This window comes from Deinococcus metallilatus, assembly GCF_004758605.1.
GTDB lineage: Bacteria > Deinococcota > Deinococci > Deinococcales > Deinococcaceae > Deinococcus > Deinococcus metallilatus.
Map to the genome: position 1 here is coordinate 2,395,514 of NZ_CP038512.1, position 14,172 is coordinate 2,409,685.

Annotated in this window: 17 protein-coding genes; 10 read left to right on the forward strand and 7 right to left on the reverse strand. The window is 69.3% G+C overall.

Annotated elements, in window-relative coordinates:
• Positions 1-140 precede the first annotated feature (140 nt).
• Both E5F05_RS17500 and E5F05_RS17505 read left to right on the forward strand, forming a co-directional pair.
• On the forward strand, positions 141-662 hold the full coding sequence (locus tag E5F05_RS17500) for an NUDIX domain-containing protein (protein ID WP_129119929.1): 522 nt from the start codon (positions 141-143) through the stop codon (positions 660-662).
• A complete protein-coding gene (locus E5F05_RS17505; protein ID WP_129119930.1) occupies positions 662-1,573 on the forward strand; it encodes a bifunctional riboflavin kinase/FAD synthetase in 912 nt (303 codons plus the stop codon). The genes E5F05_RS17500 and E5F05_RS17505 overlap by 1 nt, the downstream gene beginning before the upstream one ends.
• A gap of 64 nt (positions 1,574-1,637) precedes the next feature.
• Here E5F05_RS17505 and E5F05_RS17510 read toward each other — a convergent pair whose 3' ends face one another.
• On the reverse strand, positions 1,638-2,174 hold the full coding sequence (locus tag E5F05_RS17510) for a DUF6174 domain-containing protein (RefSeq protein ID WP_129119931.1): 537 nt from the start codon (positions 2,172-2,174) through the stop codon (positions 1,638-1,640).
• Between the two features lie 116 nt (positions 2,175-2,290).
• Here E5F05_RS17510 and E5F05_RS17515 point away from each other — a divergent pair, with 116 nt between their 5' ends.
• From E5F05_RS17515 to E5F05_RS17545, 7 genes are all read left to right on the forward strand, one after another.
• Positions 2,291-2,515 (forward strand): hypothetical protein, encoded by a 225-nt coding sequence (locus E5F05_RS17515; RefSeq protein ID WP_129119932.1) that lies wholly within the window; start codon positions 2,291-2,293, stop codon positions 2,513-2,515.
• A 66-nt stretch (positions 2,516-2,581) separates the two neighbouring features.
• Complete coding sequence (locus E5F05_RS17520) at positions 2,582-3,436, forward strand: menaquinone biosynthesis family protein (protein ID WP_164973543.1); 855 nt, start codon at positions 2,582-2,584, stop codon at positions 3,434-3,436.
• 113 nt (positions 3,437-3,549) lie between these two features.
• Positions 3,550-4,827, forward strand: coding sequence for a PQQ-dependent sugar dehydrogenase (locus E5F05_RS17525; RefSeq protein WP_129119933.1), 1,278 nt, complete (start codon positions 3,550-3,552; stop codon positions 4,825-4,827).
• On the forward strand, positions 4,827-6,251 hold the full coding sequence (locus tag E5F05_RS17530; protein WP_129119934.1) for a superoxide dismutase family protein: 1,425 nt from the start codon (positions 4,827-4,829) through the stop codon (positions 6,249-6,251). Before E5F05_RS17525 ends, E5F05_RS17530 begins: the two co-directional genes overlap by 1 nt.
• A 131-nt stretch (positions 6,252-6,382) precedes the next feature.
• The gene (locus tag E5F05_RS17535) at positions 6,383-6,859 is read left to right on the forward strand and encodes a hypothetical protein (RefSeq protein WP_129119935.1); all 477 of its coding nucleotides are present in this window, start codon (positions 6,383-6,385) and stop codon (positions 6,857-6,859) included.
• A gap of 96 nt (positions 6,860-6,955) precedes the next feature.
• A complete protein-coding gene (locus tag E5F05_RS17540; RefSeq protein WP_129119936.1) occupies positions 6,956-7,894 on the forward strand; it encodes an ABC transporter ATP-binding protein in 939 nt (312 codons plus the stop codon).
• Between the two features lie 40 nt (positions 7,895-7,934).
• Positions 7,935-8,708, forward strand: coding sequence for an ABC transporter permease (locus tag E5F05_RS17545; RefSeq protein ID WP_129119937.1), 774 nt, complete (start codon positions 7,935-7,937; stop codon positions 8,706-8,708).
• A 98-nt stretch (positions 8,709-8,806) separates the two neighbouring features.
• On the opposite strand, the gene mglA is transcribed toward E5F05_RS17545, so the two are convergent.
• Both mglA and mglB read right to left on the reverse strand, forming a co-directional pair.
• Positions 8,807-9,397: a GTPase MglA gene (gene mglA / locus E5F05_RS17550; protein WP_129119938.1), complete on the reverse strand. Its 591-nt coding sequence runs from the start codon at positions 9,395-9,397 to the stop codon at positions 8,807-8,809.
• A 24-nt stretch (positions 9,398-9,421) separates the two neighbouring features.
• Positions 9,422-9,907 (reverse strand): GTPase-activating protein MglB, encoded by a 486-nt coding sequence (gene mglB, locus E5F05_RS17555; RefSeq protein ID WP_129119939.1) that lies wholly within the window; start codon positions 9,905-9,907, stop codon positions 9,422-9,424.
• Between the two features lie 103 nt (positions 9,908-10,010).
• Between mglB and E5F05_RS17560 the strand changes: the two genes are divergently transcribed.
• Positions 10,011-11,891: a phosphodiester glycosidase family protein gene (locus E5F05_RS17560; RefSeq protein WP_241687220.1), complete on the forward strand. Its 1,881-nt coding sequence runs from the start codon at positions 10,011-10,013 to the stop codon at positions 11,889-11,891.
• A 9-nt stretch (positions 11,892-11,900) separates the two neighbouring features.
• On the opposite strand, the gene E5F05_RS17565 is transcribed toward E5F05_RS17560, so the two are convergent.
• From E5F05_RS17565 to E5F05_RS21400, 4 genes are all read right to left on the reverse strand, one after another.
• Positions 11,901-12,443 (reverse strand): 3'-5' exonuclease, encoded by a 543-nt coding sequence (locus E5F05_RS17565; protein ID WP_129119940.1) that lies wholly within the window; start codon positions 12,441-12,443, stop codon positions 11,901-11,903.
• A gap of 70 nt (positions 12,444-12,513) precedes the next feature.
• Positions 12,514-13,083, reverse strand: a complete 570-nt coding sequence (locus tag E5F05_RS17570) for an NADPH-dependent FMN reductase (RefSeq protein ID WP_129119941.1) — start codon at positions 13,081-13,083, stop codon at positions 12,514-12,516.
• A 37-nt stretch (positions 13,084-13,120) separates the two neighbouring features.
• Positions 13,121-14,017: a UV DNA damage repair endonuclease UvsE gene (gene uvsE / locus E5F05_RS17575; RefSeq protein ID WP_129119942.1), complete on the reverse strand. Its 897-nt coding sequence runs from the start codon at positions 14,015-14,017 to the stop codon at positions 13,121-13,123.
• Complete coding sequence (locus tag E5F05_RS21400) at positions 14,010-14,150, reverse strand: hypothetical protein (protein ID WP_164973544.1); 141 nt, start codon at positions 14,148-14,150, stop codon at positions 14,010-14,012. The genes uvsE and E5F05_RS21400 overlap by 8 nt, the downstream gene beginning before the upstream one ends.
• Positions 14,151-14,172 lie beyond the last annotated feature (22 nt).

Below are 14,172 nucleotides of genomic sequence, written 5' to 3' on the forward strand. Positions count from 1 at the left end.
AGCGCAGCTTCGTCATGGCCCCGGTTCCTCGCATCACCCTCACCCTACCCCCGCGTGGCCGCAGGCGCGATACGCCGAACGGCGGATATCCGGCAACGGGCCTCTGCTCCCTTCTGCCCCCTCTGCTTTACAGTGCCCCCATGAGCGACGAAGGCAAGGGCAACACGGATACCCGGGTCATCTACGACGGGCGCATGGTGCGGCTGGAGGTGCAGGATGGCAAATGGGAAATCGTGCGGCACGCGGACGCGGTGGCGATCCTGGCGCTGAATGACCAGGGCGAGATGCTGCTGGTCCGGCAGCGGCGCCCGGCCATCGGGACCACGACGCTGGAAGCCCCGGCGGGCCTGATCGACGAGGGCGAGACGCCCGAGGCCGCCGCGCGGCGCGAGCTTCAGGAGGAGGTGGGCCAGGACGGCGACATGACGCTGCTGACCCGCTTCTACTCCAGCCCCGGCTTCTGTGACGAGGAGCTGTACGTGTACCGGGCCACCAACCTGCGCGAGAGCAAGTTGCCCCAGGACGCGGACGAGGACATCGAGGTCGTCTGGCTGCCGCCGCAACAGGTGCTGGACGGGTTGCGGGACGGCACGCTGGTGGGCAGCGCCAGCACGGTGACGGCAGCCCTGTACGGCATGCAGGCCCTCGCGCGGGAAGGGTGATGAAAACCTACGTCTCCCCCACCCAGCGGCCCGACACGGAGACGGTGGTCGCCATCGGCTCCTTCGACGGCGTGCATCTGGGGCATCAGGCCCTGCTCGCGCAACTCAAGGCGAAGGGCCGCGAGCACCGTGTCCCCACCGTCGTGTACACCTTCGACCCCCCCACGCGTGTGCTGACGCAGGGGGTGGAATTCCTGTCCACCCTGCCCGAGAAGCTCGAACTGCTGGCCCGCTACGGCATCGACGAGACGGTGGCGGTGCCCTTCACGGCCGAGTTTGCCTCCCGGCCCAAGGAAGCGTTTCTGGACGACCTGCGCGCCCTGCACCCCCGCGCCATCGTGGTCGGTGAGGACTTCCACTTCGGCAAGGGCCGGGCGGGGGGGCTGGGCGATCTGCGCGAGGTGACGCGTGAGGTGGTGTCCCTCCCCATGCACCAGCTCGGCGGCGAGGACATCAAGAGTACCCGCATCCGTGAGTACCTGGCGGCTGGCGACGTGGAGGGCGCTGCCCGGCTCCTGGGCCGCCACTACGACGCGCAGGGCGTGGTGGTGCAGGGTGACCGGCTGGGGCGGACCATCGGCTGGCCCACCGCCAATATCCGTGTCCCCGAGGGGAAGGCGCTCCCGCTGGGTGTGTTCGCGGTGGTCGCCCTCACCGAGCGGGGGCCGAACAATGTCCAGCGCTGGCACGGCATGGCGAACGTCGGCTTTCGTCCCACCGTGAACGGCACGGAGCGCCGCTTCGAGGTCCACCTCTTCGACTTTGACGGCGATCTCTACGGGGAGGAGCTGGACGTGAAGTTCTTCGCGCATCTGCGCGGTGAGCAGAAGTTCAGCGGGCTGGACGAACTGAAGGCCCAGCTTGGGCGGGACGCCGAGGCGGCGCGGGCGGCGCTGAGGGACGTGCGGTAGAGGCAGCGGCCAGTCGCCAGCAGGGGAAGAGCGCTCACGCTTTTGCCACGTCCGCCCGGTTTCGTCAGGGCCGGGTGAAGTTCGTGATCTTCCACTCGCCCCAGCCGTCCGCGATGTCGGCTTCCCGGGAGCCGCTGTAGAAGCGGGTGGGGTGACCGTCGCGGGGGTCGTACTCAGCCTGGGCGGCGGGGCAGGGCCGGTCTTTCTGGGCGGCGAGGGCCTGCGCGATGCTGGCGAAACGGTCCTCGATGGTCGCGCGGGCCTGGGCGCTCGGCTGACCGGTCTGCCCGGCGACGAGGCGGACACCCTGGACCGTCCCGCCGCGCACCGTCACGCGGGTGGTGGGCAGCAGGACGGGCGCGGCGATCTGGGCAAAGTCGTAGCTGTAGTCGCGGACGTTCGCGGCCTTCCACTTCGCCCGGGCGGCGGCGAGGTCACGTTCCAGTGCGGCGAAATCGGGGCGGGTGTAGCCGGACACGCACCCGGTGGCAAGCGGGACCGCCGTTTCCCTCGCTGCGCTGGTCAGGTGCTGCGCGGGAACACAGGCCGTCAGCACGAAGGCGAGCAGGGTGGGAGGCAACAGCCGGGAAAGGGGGAGCATGGGTCAGCGTAGGGCCTGACCCTGATGGTTTCATGACGGCTGCCTCCCTCGATCTACGCTTCCGTGGGGCACGGGAAGCGCCCGAAGACATGCCGCAGGGGAGTACACTCAAAGGCATGGGTGACCCCGACAGGTTGGATTCCGTCAAGCCTATCAAGTCGGTGGAGGAACTCCGGGAGGAGACGGACGACGCGGAGCCGCCACGCATTCCCGCGCAGGAGGAGCACCGTTCCTTCCTCGGGGCGCTCCTCGACCCCCTCGTCGAGGACGAGGAGGGCAGGCGGCAGGACGGGACGACGGCGGTTTCTCCCAGCGAAACGACCGAGAACTCGGAAGGCTGAGCTTCTTCCTGGCGGCGAGAGATCGCCGGGGCCATGTGCCGGGGCAGCGCGGGCTACCCTGGGCGCATGATCACGGCCCCCTCCCCCCTCGACACGGCCGCCCTCGATCTGGGCTATTCCTTCTGTCCGAACGACACCTTCATCTTCTACGCGCTCCAGGCGGGCCGCGTCCCGGCGCCGCTCCCCGTGCGCGAGGTGCTGGAGGACGTGCAGACGCTGAACGACTGGGCGGTGGCGGGCCGTCTCCCCATCACCAAAATCAGCTACCGCGCCTATTTCGAGGTGATGGATCGCTACGTGGCCCTGCGCTCGGGCGGGGCGCTGGGGCGCGGGGTGGGGCCGCTGGTGGTCGCGCGGGAGAAGCTGGGCGACCTGAACGGACGCCGGGTGGCCTCGCCGGGCGCGCTCACCACCGCCGAACTGCTGCTGCGCCTCGCCTACCCCGACGTACGCCTGACACGGCTGCGCTACGACGAGGTGATGCCCGCCGTCGCGCGCGGAGAGGTGGACGCCGGGCTGATCATCCACGAGTCGCGTTTCACGTACCCGCAGCACGGGCTGGTGAAGCTGCTGGACCTGGGCGCCTGGTGGGAGAGGGAAACGGGCCTGCCGCTCCCGCTGGGCGCGATCCTGGTCCGCCGCGACCTGCCGCTGGAGGTCCAGTGCGGCCTGAACGCCGCCGTCCGCGCCAGCCTGGAGTACGCCCACGCGCACCCGCAGGAGCCGATGGCCTACATTCGCCAGCACGCGCTGGAGATGAGCGACGAGGTGATGCGCGCCCACATTGACCTGTACGTGAATGATTTCAGCCTGGATGTGGGTGCAGAGGGCGAGCGGGCCGTGCGCGAACTGCACCGCCGGGCGGTGGCGGTGGGTGCGGCCCCTTCCTGTAACCTCCCGTTGTTTGTTGCAGAGGGCTGATGGGCCACCTCGCCCATCCTTGAGAAAGACCTGAGAAGTGTCTCAGAAGGTGAGCGGAGCTAAGTTTGTGGATTTTGTCCCCATGTGATGCTGCCCACTGGAGGAACTCCCCGATGCGAAAGACTCTGCTCGCCGTCCTGACGGTGACCCTTGCCAGTGCGGGGGCCGTGCTGGCCCAGACCGCCTTCCCGCTCACCGGGCCGTATCCCGGCCAGCAGAGTGCACCCACCCCGCACCCCCTGCCCGTCCCCACGCCACCCGCCACCGTCACCGCGACCCGCAACGAGCCGACGGCCCTGGGCTTCACGCCGGACAAGCTCGCGCGGATCAAGGTTCCGGCGGGCTTCACCGTGAGCGTGATGGCGACGGAGATGGGCAATGCCCGGGCACTGTACGTGATGCCCGACGGCGGGGTGTACCTCTCGCGCACCAAGCAGAACGACATCTGGTACCTCAAGGATGTCAACAAGGACGGCCGGTTCGACGCGGGCGAGCGCCGCCAGGTCGCCTCGAACCTCAGCCTCATTCACGGGATGGACGTGAAGGACGGCAAACTGTACACCATCGGTGAGCACGACATCTGGGTCATGGACATCGCCCGGGACGGCACGCTGGGGGTGCCGCGCGTGTTCGCCAGCCACCTGCCCGACGTGGGGCAGCACTCGGCGCGCGGCGTGAAGTGGGGACCGGACGGCTTCCTGTACGCCAGCATCGGCTCCACCAACAACGACGGCCGCACCGAGAACCCCGAGGAGGCGACCATCCTGCGCTTCAGCCCCGACGGTAAGTGGCGCGAGGTGTACGCGCACGGCCTGCGCCACACCATCGGCTTCGGGTGGCACCCGGTGACGGGGGTGATGTACGGGATGGACCAGGGGTCGGACTGGCACGGCGACAACATCCCGCCCGAGGAACTGAACGTGCTCCAGCGCGGCGGAATCTACGGCTGGCCCTTCTGCTACGGCGACCGGAACCCCGACCCCTACGTCAACACCGGCAACCTCCCCGGCTTCGTCAGCAAGCAGGACTACTGCAACCGGACGCTGGGCAGCGTGCTGAACTACACCGCGCACGCCGCCGCCATCGAGATGACCTTCTACACCGGCACCTCCTTCCCCGCCGAATACCGCAATGACGCCTTCGTGGCCTTCCGGGGCTCGTGGAACCGCAGCGAGCCGAGCGGGTACGAGATCGCCCGGGTGGACTTCGACGCGCAGAACAAGCCGGTGGCGATCACGCCCTTCGTGAGCGGCTTCGTGTACCAGGAAAACGGCGAGTGGAAGCAGTTCGGGCGCCTGGCGGGCGTGGCCGTCTACACCGACGGCAGCCTGCTCTTTACCGACGACCAGAGCGGCGTGATCTACCGCGTGCGCTACACGGGAGGCCAGTGATGAACCGTCTCAAGATGCTCGGCCTGCTCGCCCTGGCGGGAGCGTTCGGGAACAGCGCCTCGGCGGGCGGCATGGAACCGGTGCCAGGGATGGCCCCGGCCAGCACGCCCCTGGCGGCCACCGCCGCGATCCGTGACGCGGCAGGCGAGGTGCGCGGCACCGCCACCTTTCAGCAGATGGGCCTGGGCGTGCAGGTCACGGTGGAGGTCAGCGGCCTGACGCCCGGGGGTCACGGGATGCACGTCCACGAGTACGGGCGCTGCACCCCCGGCGTGGACCCGGCCACCAACACGGTCGTGCCCTTCGGCGGGGCGGGAGGCCACTTCGACCCCGGCATGAGCCACAACCATGACGACCCGGTGGCGCCCGACAAGTACGGCCACGGCGGCGACCTCCCCATGCTGATGGTCGGCGCGGACGGCATGGCCCGCATGACCTTCACGACGAACAAGATCAGCCTGACCGGCATGAACGGCGTCCTGAACCGCGCGCTGGTGATCCACGCAATGCCCGACGACTACAAGACCGACCCGGCGGGCAAATCGGGGATGCGTGAACGCTGCGGCATCATCACGCGCAACAACTTCAGCGTGCGGAACTACCCGCTGCCCGGCCCGACCGATTTCCCCGAGGGCATCGCCTACGACGCGAAGAAAGGCATGATCTACACCGGCAGCGCCGCCAACGGCACCATCTACGCGATCAACGCGGCAAGCGGCACCGTCAGCAAGTTCAGCGAGGGCGGGGCGTATGGGCGCCGCATCGCGCTGGGCCTGAAGGTGGACGCGCAGGGCCGCCTGTGGGTCGCGGGCGGCGCACAGGGGACCGTCAGCGTCCTGTCGCCCGACGGCATGATCCTGAACGTGCTGGAGACGCCGATGAGTCCGGCCCCGTACCTCAACGACCTGACCGTCGCCCCGGACGGCAACGTGTACGTGACCGACAGCCGCCGCCCGGTCATCTTCCGGGTGGACCGCAACATGAACCTGACGGCGTGGCTGGACCTGACGGGGACGCCGATCAAGTACGGCCTCGGCGTCAACCTGAACGGCATCGCCGCGACCCCGGACGGACGCTTCCTGCTGGCGATCCAGCTCAACACCGGCGACCTGTGGCGCATTGACCTGCGGACAAAGGCGGTGCGGAAGGTGATGGGCGGGCTGAAGAACGGCGACGGCATCCTGCTCGACGGGCACACGCTGTACGTGGGGCGCAACAAGGATCAGGTGGTCAGCAAGGTCAGCCTCAGCGCCGACTACGGCAGCGGCACCCTGGTCAGCGAGGAACCCCTGATGGGCCTGCGCTACCCCACCACGCTCGCCATGATCGGCGGCGACCTCGTCGTGCCGCAGAGCCAGCTCGACAAGCTGATGGGCGGCACACCCGAGACGCCCTTCAAGCTCACACGGTTCAGGAAGTTCTGAGCGGGAATCAATCAGGGGGGGGAGCGGCGCGAGTGCCCTCCTCTCCTTCCTTTGCGTACCGAGGGGCTGACGGCGGCTCCCTGCGCCCAATGGCAGATGTGCAGTCCGCTTCCTGCGGGGACAATCCACACATGAACGGCGAACTGACGAATTACCAGTCCCGTGCCATTCGCGCCCTGGTCCTCCTGCACGAGCGGCATCTGCGTGACTTCGTGCAGGTCTGGCGACAGGCAAAAAAGGGCGGTGTGGTGCTTCCCGTGACCGGCGAGGACCAGTACCGGTCACTGGAAAACCTGCTTCTGCACGTCTTCCAGTCGGGCCGTCAGTACCTGGCGCGAATGTGCGAACATCTCGGGCGGCCTGATCCTGAACTTGCCGAGCCGCCCAGTCCCGGGGACATTGAGGCGCAGGCTGGCCCCTACTGCGAGTATCTGCTGGGACGCTGGCGCACTGTCCTGACCGACGTTCAGGACAGCGAACTGGAGCCGGAAGTCTACACCCCCGGCATGCATTACTGGATCGACGCGATGCTGGAGCATGCCGTCATGCACCCGATCCGTCACGAGTTCCAACTGAGAGAATTGCAAGAGGCGCAAGGACGGGCGTAAGGAGCGCAAAAGTCAACCGGGGGAGGAGGGCACCCGTGCCGCGCCTCCCCCGCTTCTGTAAGAATCCGGTACGGCGGCTCATCTTAGCCTGCTCACGTGACCACACCCGCCGCCCCTGCGGCCCCCGCCATCGAGGTGCGCGGCCTGCACAAGAAGTACGGGCCGCATCCTGTCCTCCACGACATCGACCTGACCGTCCAGCCCGGCGAGGTGTACGCCCTGACCGGTCCCAACGGGGCGGGCAAGACCACGCTGATCCGCACCGTGACCGGCCTCGCCTTTCCCACCAGCGGGGAGGTGCGGCTGCTGGGTCAGGACGTGCATCACCACGGGGCGCGTGCCCGGGCACACCTGGGGGCGGTGGTGGAGGCCCCGGCGCGGTTCTATCCGCAGTTCACGGGGACGCAGAACCTCGCCCTGCACGCGAACCTGGCGGCGATGGCGCCGGGGGGGCGGCGGGTGGGCCGTGACCGCATCCGCGAGGTGCTGGCGCTGCTGGAACTCACCCGCATGGCCGACCGCAAGGTGGCCGAGTATTCGCTGGGGCAGCGGCAACGGCTTGGGGTGGCGAGCGCGATCCTGGCCGACCCCCGGGTGCTGATTCTGGACGAGCCGACGAGCGGCCTCGACGCCCTGGGCATCGGCCTGATCCACCGGATCGTGACCGATCTGGCGGCGGGCGGTTGCGCCGTCGTGCTGAGTACGCACCACCTGCGCGAGATCGCCACCTACGCGCACACGGTCGGCATCCTGACGGGCGGGCGGCTGGTGGACACGGTGGACCTGCGCGCCCGGCAGGCCGCGTACCGCTTCCGGGTGGACGACCCGGTCGGTGCGGCGGGGCTGCTGGACCGCCTGCCCTTCGTGAACCGGGTCAGCACCCGCACGCCCTACGCCGTCGCCCACCTGGGCGGCGAGGCCCAGGTGCCCGACGCGCTGGCCCGGCTCAGCGCCGGGGGCTTCCGCGTCTACGAGGCCAGCCCCGATCACTTCGACCTGTACGAGTACTACCGCGCCCGCGTGGAGCAAGCCTGATGAACCTCCTCCTCCTTCCTTGTCGTTACGGGGTGGCCGCATGTTGACCCTGGTCCTGCTGGAGTTTCGCAAGCTGCTGGGGATGCGGAGCGCCCGCCTCGCGCTGCTGGTGTGCCTGCTGCTGCCGCTGCTGTGGCTGATCGCGCCGCGCCTGAGCGCCCTGCTGCAAATCTCACTCGTCAGCGGCTGGCAACTGCCCGCCGTCAGCCTGGGTGTGCTGGTGCAGTTCCTGCTGCCGCTCTTTCTCGCCGTCACCTGCGCGGAGATGATCGGCGCGGAAGTCAGCCAGGGGACCCTGGCGCCGCTGCTGCTGCGTCCGGTGGACCGCACCCGCGTGATCGCCAGCAAGCTGATCGTGGCCCTGCTGTACCCGGCCCTGCTGATCGCCGTGCTGGTCGCCGGATCGCTGCTGGCCGGGCTGGGCCTGGGCCTGGGGAGCTTCACGGGCGGCACCGGCCTGGGACCGGGCTTTTTCGTGGGGGTCGGTTCCCTCAGCGGCGGGGAAGCCTTCCTCCAGGTGTTGCGCGGCAGCCTTCTGGCCGCCGTGATGCTGATGCCGGTCGCGGCCCTGTCGCTGCTGTTCGGCGTGCTGTACCTGAATACCGCCGCCGCCGCCCTCGCCACGCTCGCCACCCTGAACGTCCTGCGGCTGCTGGTCGTGTTTCCGGAAAGCGTGCAGCGCCTGCTGCTGACCAGTCACCTCGACCTGTACGCGCGGCAGGGAAACGTCCTCCAGCCCCTCGTCCTGCTGCTGATCTACACGGCGGGGTTCGGGTTTCTGGCGGTGTACGCTTTCGAGCGGCGGGACGTGTAGGAGGGGTTAGGCGTTAGGAAACAGAAGAAAAGCGTGGGTGGGAAGCCCGTTACTGAGATTCCCACCCACGCTCTCCCCTAAAACTTAATCCCTCACGCCTACTTGTTCTGCGACAGGCGGTCCAGCACCAGCTTGCTGACGCTCTTCAGCGTCTCGAACACGCCGCCGCCGTTGTGGGCGGTCGCCTCAAACAGGGTCAGCTCCTTTTTGGGGTCGATCACGGCGCGGATCATCTCGACGGGGAGGGCGCCTTCGATGTCGCGCTTGTTGACTTGCAGGACGATGGGCACGTCACGCACGTCGATGCCGTGTTCGGCCAGGTTCTCGCGCAGGTTGCGCATGCTCTCGGCGTTGGCGCGCAGGCGGTTGGGCGCGGAGTCGGCCACGAAGACGATGCCGTCCACGCCGCGCAGGATCAGCTTGCGGCTGGCGTTGTAGAAGACCTGGCCGGGCACGGTGTAGAGGTGAAAGCGGGTCTTGAAGCCCTGCACGCTGCCGAGGTCGAGCGGCAGGAAGTCGAAGAACAGGGTGCGCTCGTCCTCGGTGGCGAGGGATACCATCTCGCCGCGCAGGTGGCCGGGCACCTTGCTGAACACATGCTTGAGGTTGGTGGTCTTGCCGGACATGCCGGGGCCGTAGTAGACGATCTTGCAGTTAATTTCGCGCGCCGCGAAGTTGATGGTGCTCATGGATTCCCTCCGTCCTTTTGACTGTTAACCGAGCAGGTCGTCCAGCAGGGCGCTGGCACCCTTCGAGAAGTCCTCGCTGAACTGCACGGGCGGCGCGTCCTGAAGTTCCCCCAGGATTGCGGCAACCTGCGCGATGGTCTTCTTGGTATGGACCTTCACGCGCCCCAGCGGCACCGAAACGTCGAAAATCAGGGTGAGGAGCGCCGAGTCGCCCACCGACTCCACGTACAGGGTGCCCTGCTCGCCCTGGTGAATCTGCTCGCTGAAGGTGCGCTCGCCCAGCATATTGGCCAGCGCGGCGGTCGCGGCGGCGTTGCTGGCGACCAGCGTGGCGACGCTGTCGAGCGCGGGCGGACGCGGCGCCCAGAGGGCTTCTTTGTGGGACAGCACGAAGCCCTTGCGGTCCACCAGCAGGCAGTAGCGCACGCCGGTCGCGCCGAGCAGGTCCTCCAGGTGGCGGTCCACCCGGTCAAAGGCGTCGCCATACAGGGCGAGGGAAGGTTCAATCATGTCTCTGGAAGTATAGGAGCGGCCTTCAAACGGCAATCTGACAACGGGGGTCCCCGGGCGGCCCTCACCCGCCGCACGGCGCGGGCAGGGTAAACTCCCGCCCGTGAAACCCGGACGGCTGGTGTGGACGGCAGTGCTGGCGCTGCTCGCGGGGGCGGGCGCGCGTCCGGTGGCAATCGGCGGCGTGGTGCAGGCGGCGGCGGTGGAGTCGAAGGTGCTGGCGGGAGGTGAAGCGCTGGCCGTCTGGACGCTCCCCCGGCTGGGCGTGGCGGTGCGAAATGACCCGCAGGACGTGCGGCTGCTGTACGGCGCGCGCGAACTGCGCTTCACGCCGGGGCGGGGCTGGCGCGCGGTGGGCTTCACTCTGGCGCCCGGCCAGAAACTCGGCGTTCCGGAACTGACGGGCGGCAGCCTGTACGTGCCGCTCACGGCCGTGCGGGCGCTGGGCGTGCGGGTGATCGTGGACGCGCCCGACCTGCTGGACTTTGCCGCCCCCGGGGCGGTCCCGGCGGCCACGCTGCCGCCCTCACCGGATGTGGGAGACACGGCGGCCCTTCCGGCCCCGCCCCAGCCCGCGCCGACACCCCCTCCCCCGGCTCCCGCGCCGACACCGCCCACGCCGCCCTCTCCGCCTGTGCCTCCGGTCGTGACGGCACATCTGGACACCGTCCGGGTCAGCCGCACACTGCACCGGACGGTGGAGGTGCAGCGCGTGGTGCTGGAACTCAGCGGCCAGGCCCCGCATCAGGTCGTGCGCGAGAGCGCGGGCCTGAGCGTGGTGCTGCCGGGGGTGAGCGCCACCCCTTCGGCCCAGACGCTCGCGAGCGGCGACACGCTGAGCATCGAGCCGGGGGTACAGGGCAACGCCGCCCAGCCCACCGCGCAGACGACGGTGCGCCTCAGGACGGGCGGCGGCACCAGTGAGATCTTTACGCTGGAAGACCCCTACCGGGTGGTGATCGACACGACCACGCAGCTCGACCGGACCGTGCCGCCGCCCATCGACCCCGACGCGCTGCCGGACGGCGTGACCTACCGGGTGCGGGGCAACCTTCACCTGCTGAGCTTCGATCCGGCCCGCTTCCAGCCGCGCGTGGTGACGGCTCCGCTCGGCGCGGCGCGCGACGTGGCGAGCCTGGTGCAGAGCGTGGGCGGTGTGGCGGGCGTGAACGGCGGGTACTTCGATCCGGCCAGCAGCCTGCCGGTGGACCTGGTGGCGGTCGGCGGGCTGATGACGGCCCCCAGCCTGGAAAAACGCGCCACCATCGGCTTTACCGCGCAGGGCGATCCCCTGTTCGGCTATCCCCGGCCCCGCTACGTGCTCCAGGGTCCCTTCGGCAGCGTAACGGTCAATACGGTGGGGACGAAGGTGCGCCCGGAGTTGCTGACCGCCTTCGTGGGGGACGGCCGCAGCGCGGTGGGGACCGAGGGGCTGACCACACTGTATCTCGCGCCGGGCGGCTCGACCATCGCCCGCGTCAGCAGTGGGCGCAATGTGCCGCCTGCCGGAACGCTGGCCGTGACCTTCGACCCGGCCCGTTTTCCGGCCCTGCCGCGCACCGCCGGGCAACCCCTGACCGCCAGCCTGAACTGGCAGGCGCAGGACGCGCCCTGGGAAACGGCCCTCGACGCCCTGAGCGCCGGGCCGCTGCTGGTGCAGGGGGGGCGGGTCGCCCTCAACCCGGGCCGCGAGGTGTTCGACACGTCCGCCAACATCTGGCGGCCCACCCGGCAGGTCGCCTTCGGCGTGCTGGGGGGCCAACCCACCATCGCCTACCTGGAAAACGGCACGCCCGAGGCCTTCGCCGCCGCCCTCGCCGCCGCCGGAGTCCGCGACGCGGTGCGGCTGGACAGCGGGAGCAGCGCCACCGCCTACGTCACGGGCGGGTACGCCAACCTGGGCGGGTACCTCAACACCGTCTGGAGCCGCCCGGTGCCCAACGCGATTGTGCTGGTGCCGAAGGGGCAGAACGCGCGGAAGTGAGGGGGCACGTCAGCCCCGCACCTGCAACCGCTCCATCAGCCGCACGAACGCTTCCGCCGTCACCTGCACGTCGCCCAGCGAGCGGTGCCGTCCACCCGGCGCGAAGGTGAGGTCGAGGCGCTGGGCCAGCACGTCGAGGTTGTGCGACCGCTCGTGGGGAAAGGCGCGGCGGGAGAGCTGCACCGTGCAGTATTCGGCGGGCGGCGACCAGACCAGGCCGTGCCGCCGGGCCGCAGCGCGCATGAATCCGCCGTCGAAGCCGACGTTGTGCGCCACCACCGCCGAGCCGCCCACGAAGTCCAGAAACTCGGGGAGCACCTGTGCCAGCCCGGGCGCGTTGCGGACCATCTCGTCACTGATGCCGTGGACGCGCTGGGCGTACCAGGGAATCCGCAGCGGTTCGCCTGCGGCGCTGAGGGGCCGCACCAGCGTTTCGAAGCGTTCGGCCTCGACCACCCGCCCGTCCCGGACACGCAGCGCGCCGATTTCCACGATGGCGTCCCGCTCGGGCGACAGGCCGGTGGTTTCCAGGTCGAACACGACGACGTTCACAGCAGCAGGGTAGCGCGTCGGGCGCGGGGGCAGGCGCAGGTTTCCCGTTTTTTCGGAACCGGCACCCGAATCATTTCTCGTTACGGAGAGCCTGCCGCACGTACGCGGCCATAACCTCCAGCACACCCGCCACCTGTTCACGAAGTGTCGAATCGACGATCAGGCCGTCCGGGCCGACGCTCTGACGCGACACGGGAATCCGAACGCACGCGGCTTCGATGATGTCCACGCCCGTATAGCCGAGGACTTGACGTAGGGAATGATGGGCACCGGCGGCACCCGTAGGCGAATGGAGTCCTGAAGCGTTGATCCAGGCGGCGGGCATCCCGTAGGTTTCGCCCCCGCCCACGGTCCAGTCCAGCAGGTTTTTGAACGCTCCCGGGAGTGCTCCGGCATACTCCGGCGTCGAGAACAGAAGGGCATCGGCCCTCCCCAGGGCGTCCCGCAAGGCCCTGACGGCAGGATGGAGAGGTTCGTGATCGTCGTCCGGGTTGAAATGCGGCAGGCGGCCGAGTTCCGTGTAGAGCACCGCGTCCACCCCCCCCGGGGCCACGGCTGTCGCCGTGTTCAGCAGCGCGGTATTCGTTGACCCGGCCCGCAAACTGCCCGAGATCATCAGGATGGTTACCCGGCTCGTCATCCCCGCCAGCCTACAGCGCCCCACCTTCCCGCCGGGATCAACCCGGCCGCTCCCCCATCAACGCCGCCACCGCCTCCTCCTTCCCCTTGGCTTCCACCTCGATCCAGGGAACGTCTCGGTAGGCGCTGGGAAGGTGCGCGATCAGGGAGCTGTGGCGGCGGTCCTGCGGGCCTTCCAGGCCGTTGGAGAGGTGGACGACCTGCCACTCCGGGGGGTGCCAGGTCGCGCGGGCGGCCAGGACCCATGCCCTCACGCTGGGGTCTTCCTGATCCGGCAACTTCTCGCGGACGACGTGGTGGTGCGCGTCGAACACGAAGGGCACGCCCGCCGCCTCGCAAACGGGGAGGAGGTCGGCCGGGCCATAGGCCCGCTCGTCGTTTTCCAGCCCCAGGCGCAGGCGAACCGCGTCGGGCAGGTCGGGAATCAGGGCGGCAAGTTCGGCCCCGCGTCCGCCCTTGCCGCCGTGCAGGAGGAGCAGGTTCCAGGGACTGCGCGCAAAGCCGAAGCGGTCGAGCGTCTCGGCGTGGGCACCCAGCGTGCGGAGACTCGCGGCACGCACCTCGGGGCGATCACTGTTGAGCACGATGAACTGCTCGGGGTGCATCAGCACGCGAATCCCGGCGTCACGGAAGGCCTGTCCGGCGGCCCGCATCTGCGGCGCGAGCTGGTCCAGCACGGCCCGGCCGGTATCGTCCCCGGCGAGGTCGAACATCGGAAAGAGGCTGGAACTCAGGCGGTACAGCCGGATACCGCGTGCGGCGCAGAAGGCGGCGGCGCCCCTGACCCGCGCGATGTTGTCGGCGTACAGCTCGCTCAGTTTCGCCTCCCGCTGGGCAGGCGGCAGCGCCCGGTAGCGGGAGAGGGTGACCGTGCGAAAGCGCACCTCCGGGCCGACCGTGAGGCAAACCAGGCCGTAGGCGGGCGGCTCAGGCATAGGCCACTCCCAGCGCGTCCGGCGCACGGCGGGCGAGGTCGGCAGGTGGATTGGCCGCCGTTACCGCGAGCGTCACCACGTCCCGGCGTACGCTGCTTTTTCCGCTGCCCGCCACGCCCATCACCAGCCGCATGGGCGCAGTCTGAAGCAAGGGC

Bases quoted from the DNA above. Each gene is read 5' to 3' on its own strand.
- E5F05_RS17500 (WP_129119929.1), top strand. From the start codon at position 141: ATGAGCGACGAAGGCAAGGGCAACACGGATACCCGGGTCATCTACGAC.
- E5F05_RS17505 (WP_129119930.1), top strand. From the start codon at position 662: ATGAAAACCTACGTCTCCCCCACCCAGCGGCCCGACACGGAGACGGTG.
- E5F05_RS17510 (WP_129119931.1), bottom strand. From the start codon at position 2,174: ATGCTCCCCCTTTCCCGGCTGTTGCCTCCCACCCTGCTCGCCTTCGTG.
- E5F05_RS17515 (WP_129119932.1), top strand. From the start codon at position 2,291: ATGGGTGACCCCGACAGGTTGGATTCCGTCAAGCCTATCAAGTCGGTG.
- E5F05_RS17520 (WP_164973543.1), top strand. From the start codon at position 2,582: ATGATCACGGCCCCCTCCCCCCTCGACACGGCCGCCCTCGATCTGGGC.
- E5F05_RS17525 (WP_129119933.1), top strand. From the start codon at position 3,550: ATGCGAAAGACTCTGCTCGCCGTCCTGACGGTGACCCTTGCCAGTGCG.
- E5F05_RS17530 (WP_129119934.1), top strand. From the start codon at position 4,827: ATGAACCGTCTCAAGATGCTCGGCCTGCTCGCCCTGGCGGGAGCGTTC.
- E5F05_RS17535 (WP_129119935.1), top strand. From the start codon at position 6,383: ATGAACGGCGAACTGACGAATTACCAGTCCCGTGCCATTCGCGCCCTG.
- E5F05_RS17545 (WP_129119937.1), top strand. From the start codon at position 7,935: ATGTTGACCCTGGTCCTGCTGGAGTTTCGCAAGCTGCTGGGGATGCGG.
- mglA (WP_129119938.1), bottom strand. From the start codon at position 9,397: ATGAGCACCATCAACTTCGCGGCGCGCGAAATTAACTGCAAGATCGTC.
- mglB (WP_129119939.1), bottom strand. From the start codon at position 9,907: ATGATTGAACCTTCCCTCGCCCTGTATGGCGACGCCTTTGACCGGGTG.
- E5F05_RS17570 (WP_129119941.1), bottom strand. From the start codon at position 13,083: ATGACGAGCCGGGTAACCATCCTGATGATCTCGGGCAGTTTGCGGGCC.
- uvsE (WP_129119942.1), bottom strand. From the start codon at position 14,017: ATGCCTGAGCCGCCCGCCTACGGCCTGGTTTGCCTCACGGTCGGCCCG.
- E5F05_RS21400 (WP_164973544.1), bottom strand. From the start codon at position 14,150: ATGCGGCTGGTGATGGGCGTGGCGGGCAGCGGAAAAAGCAGCGTACGC.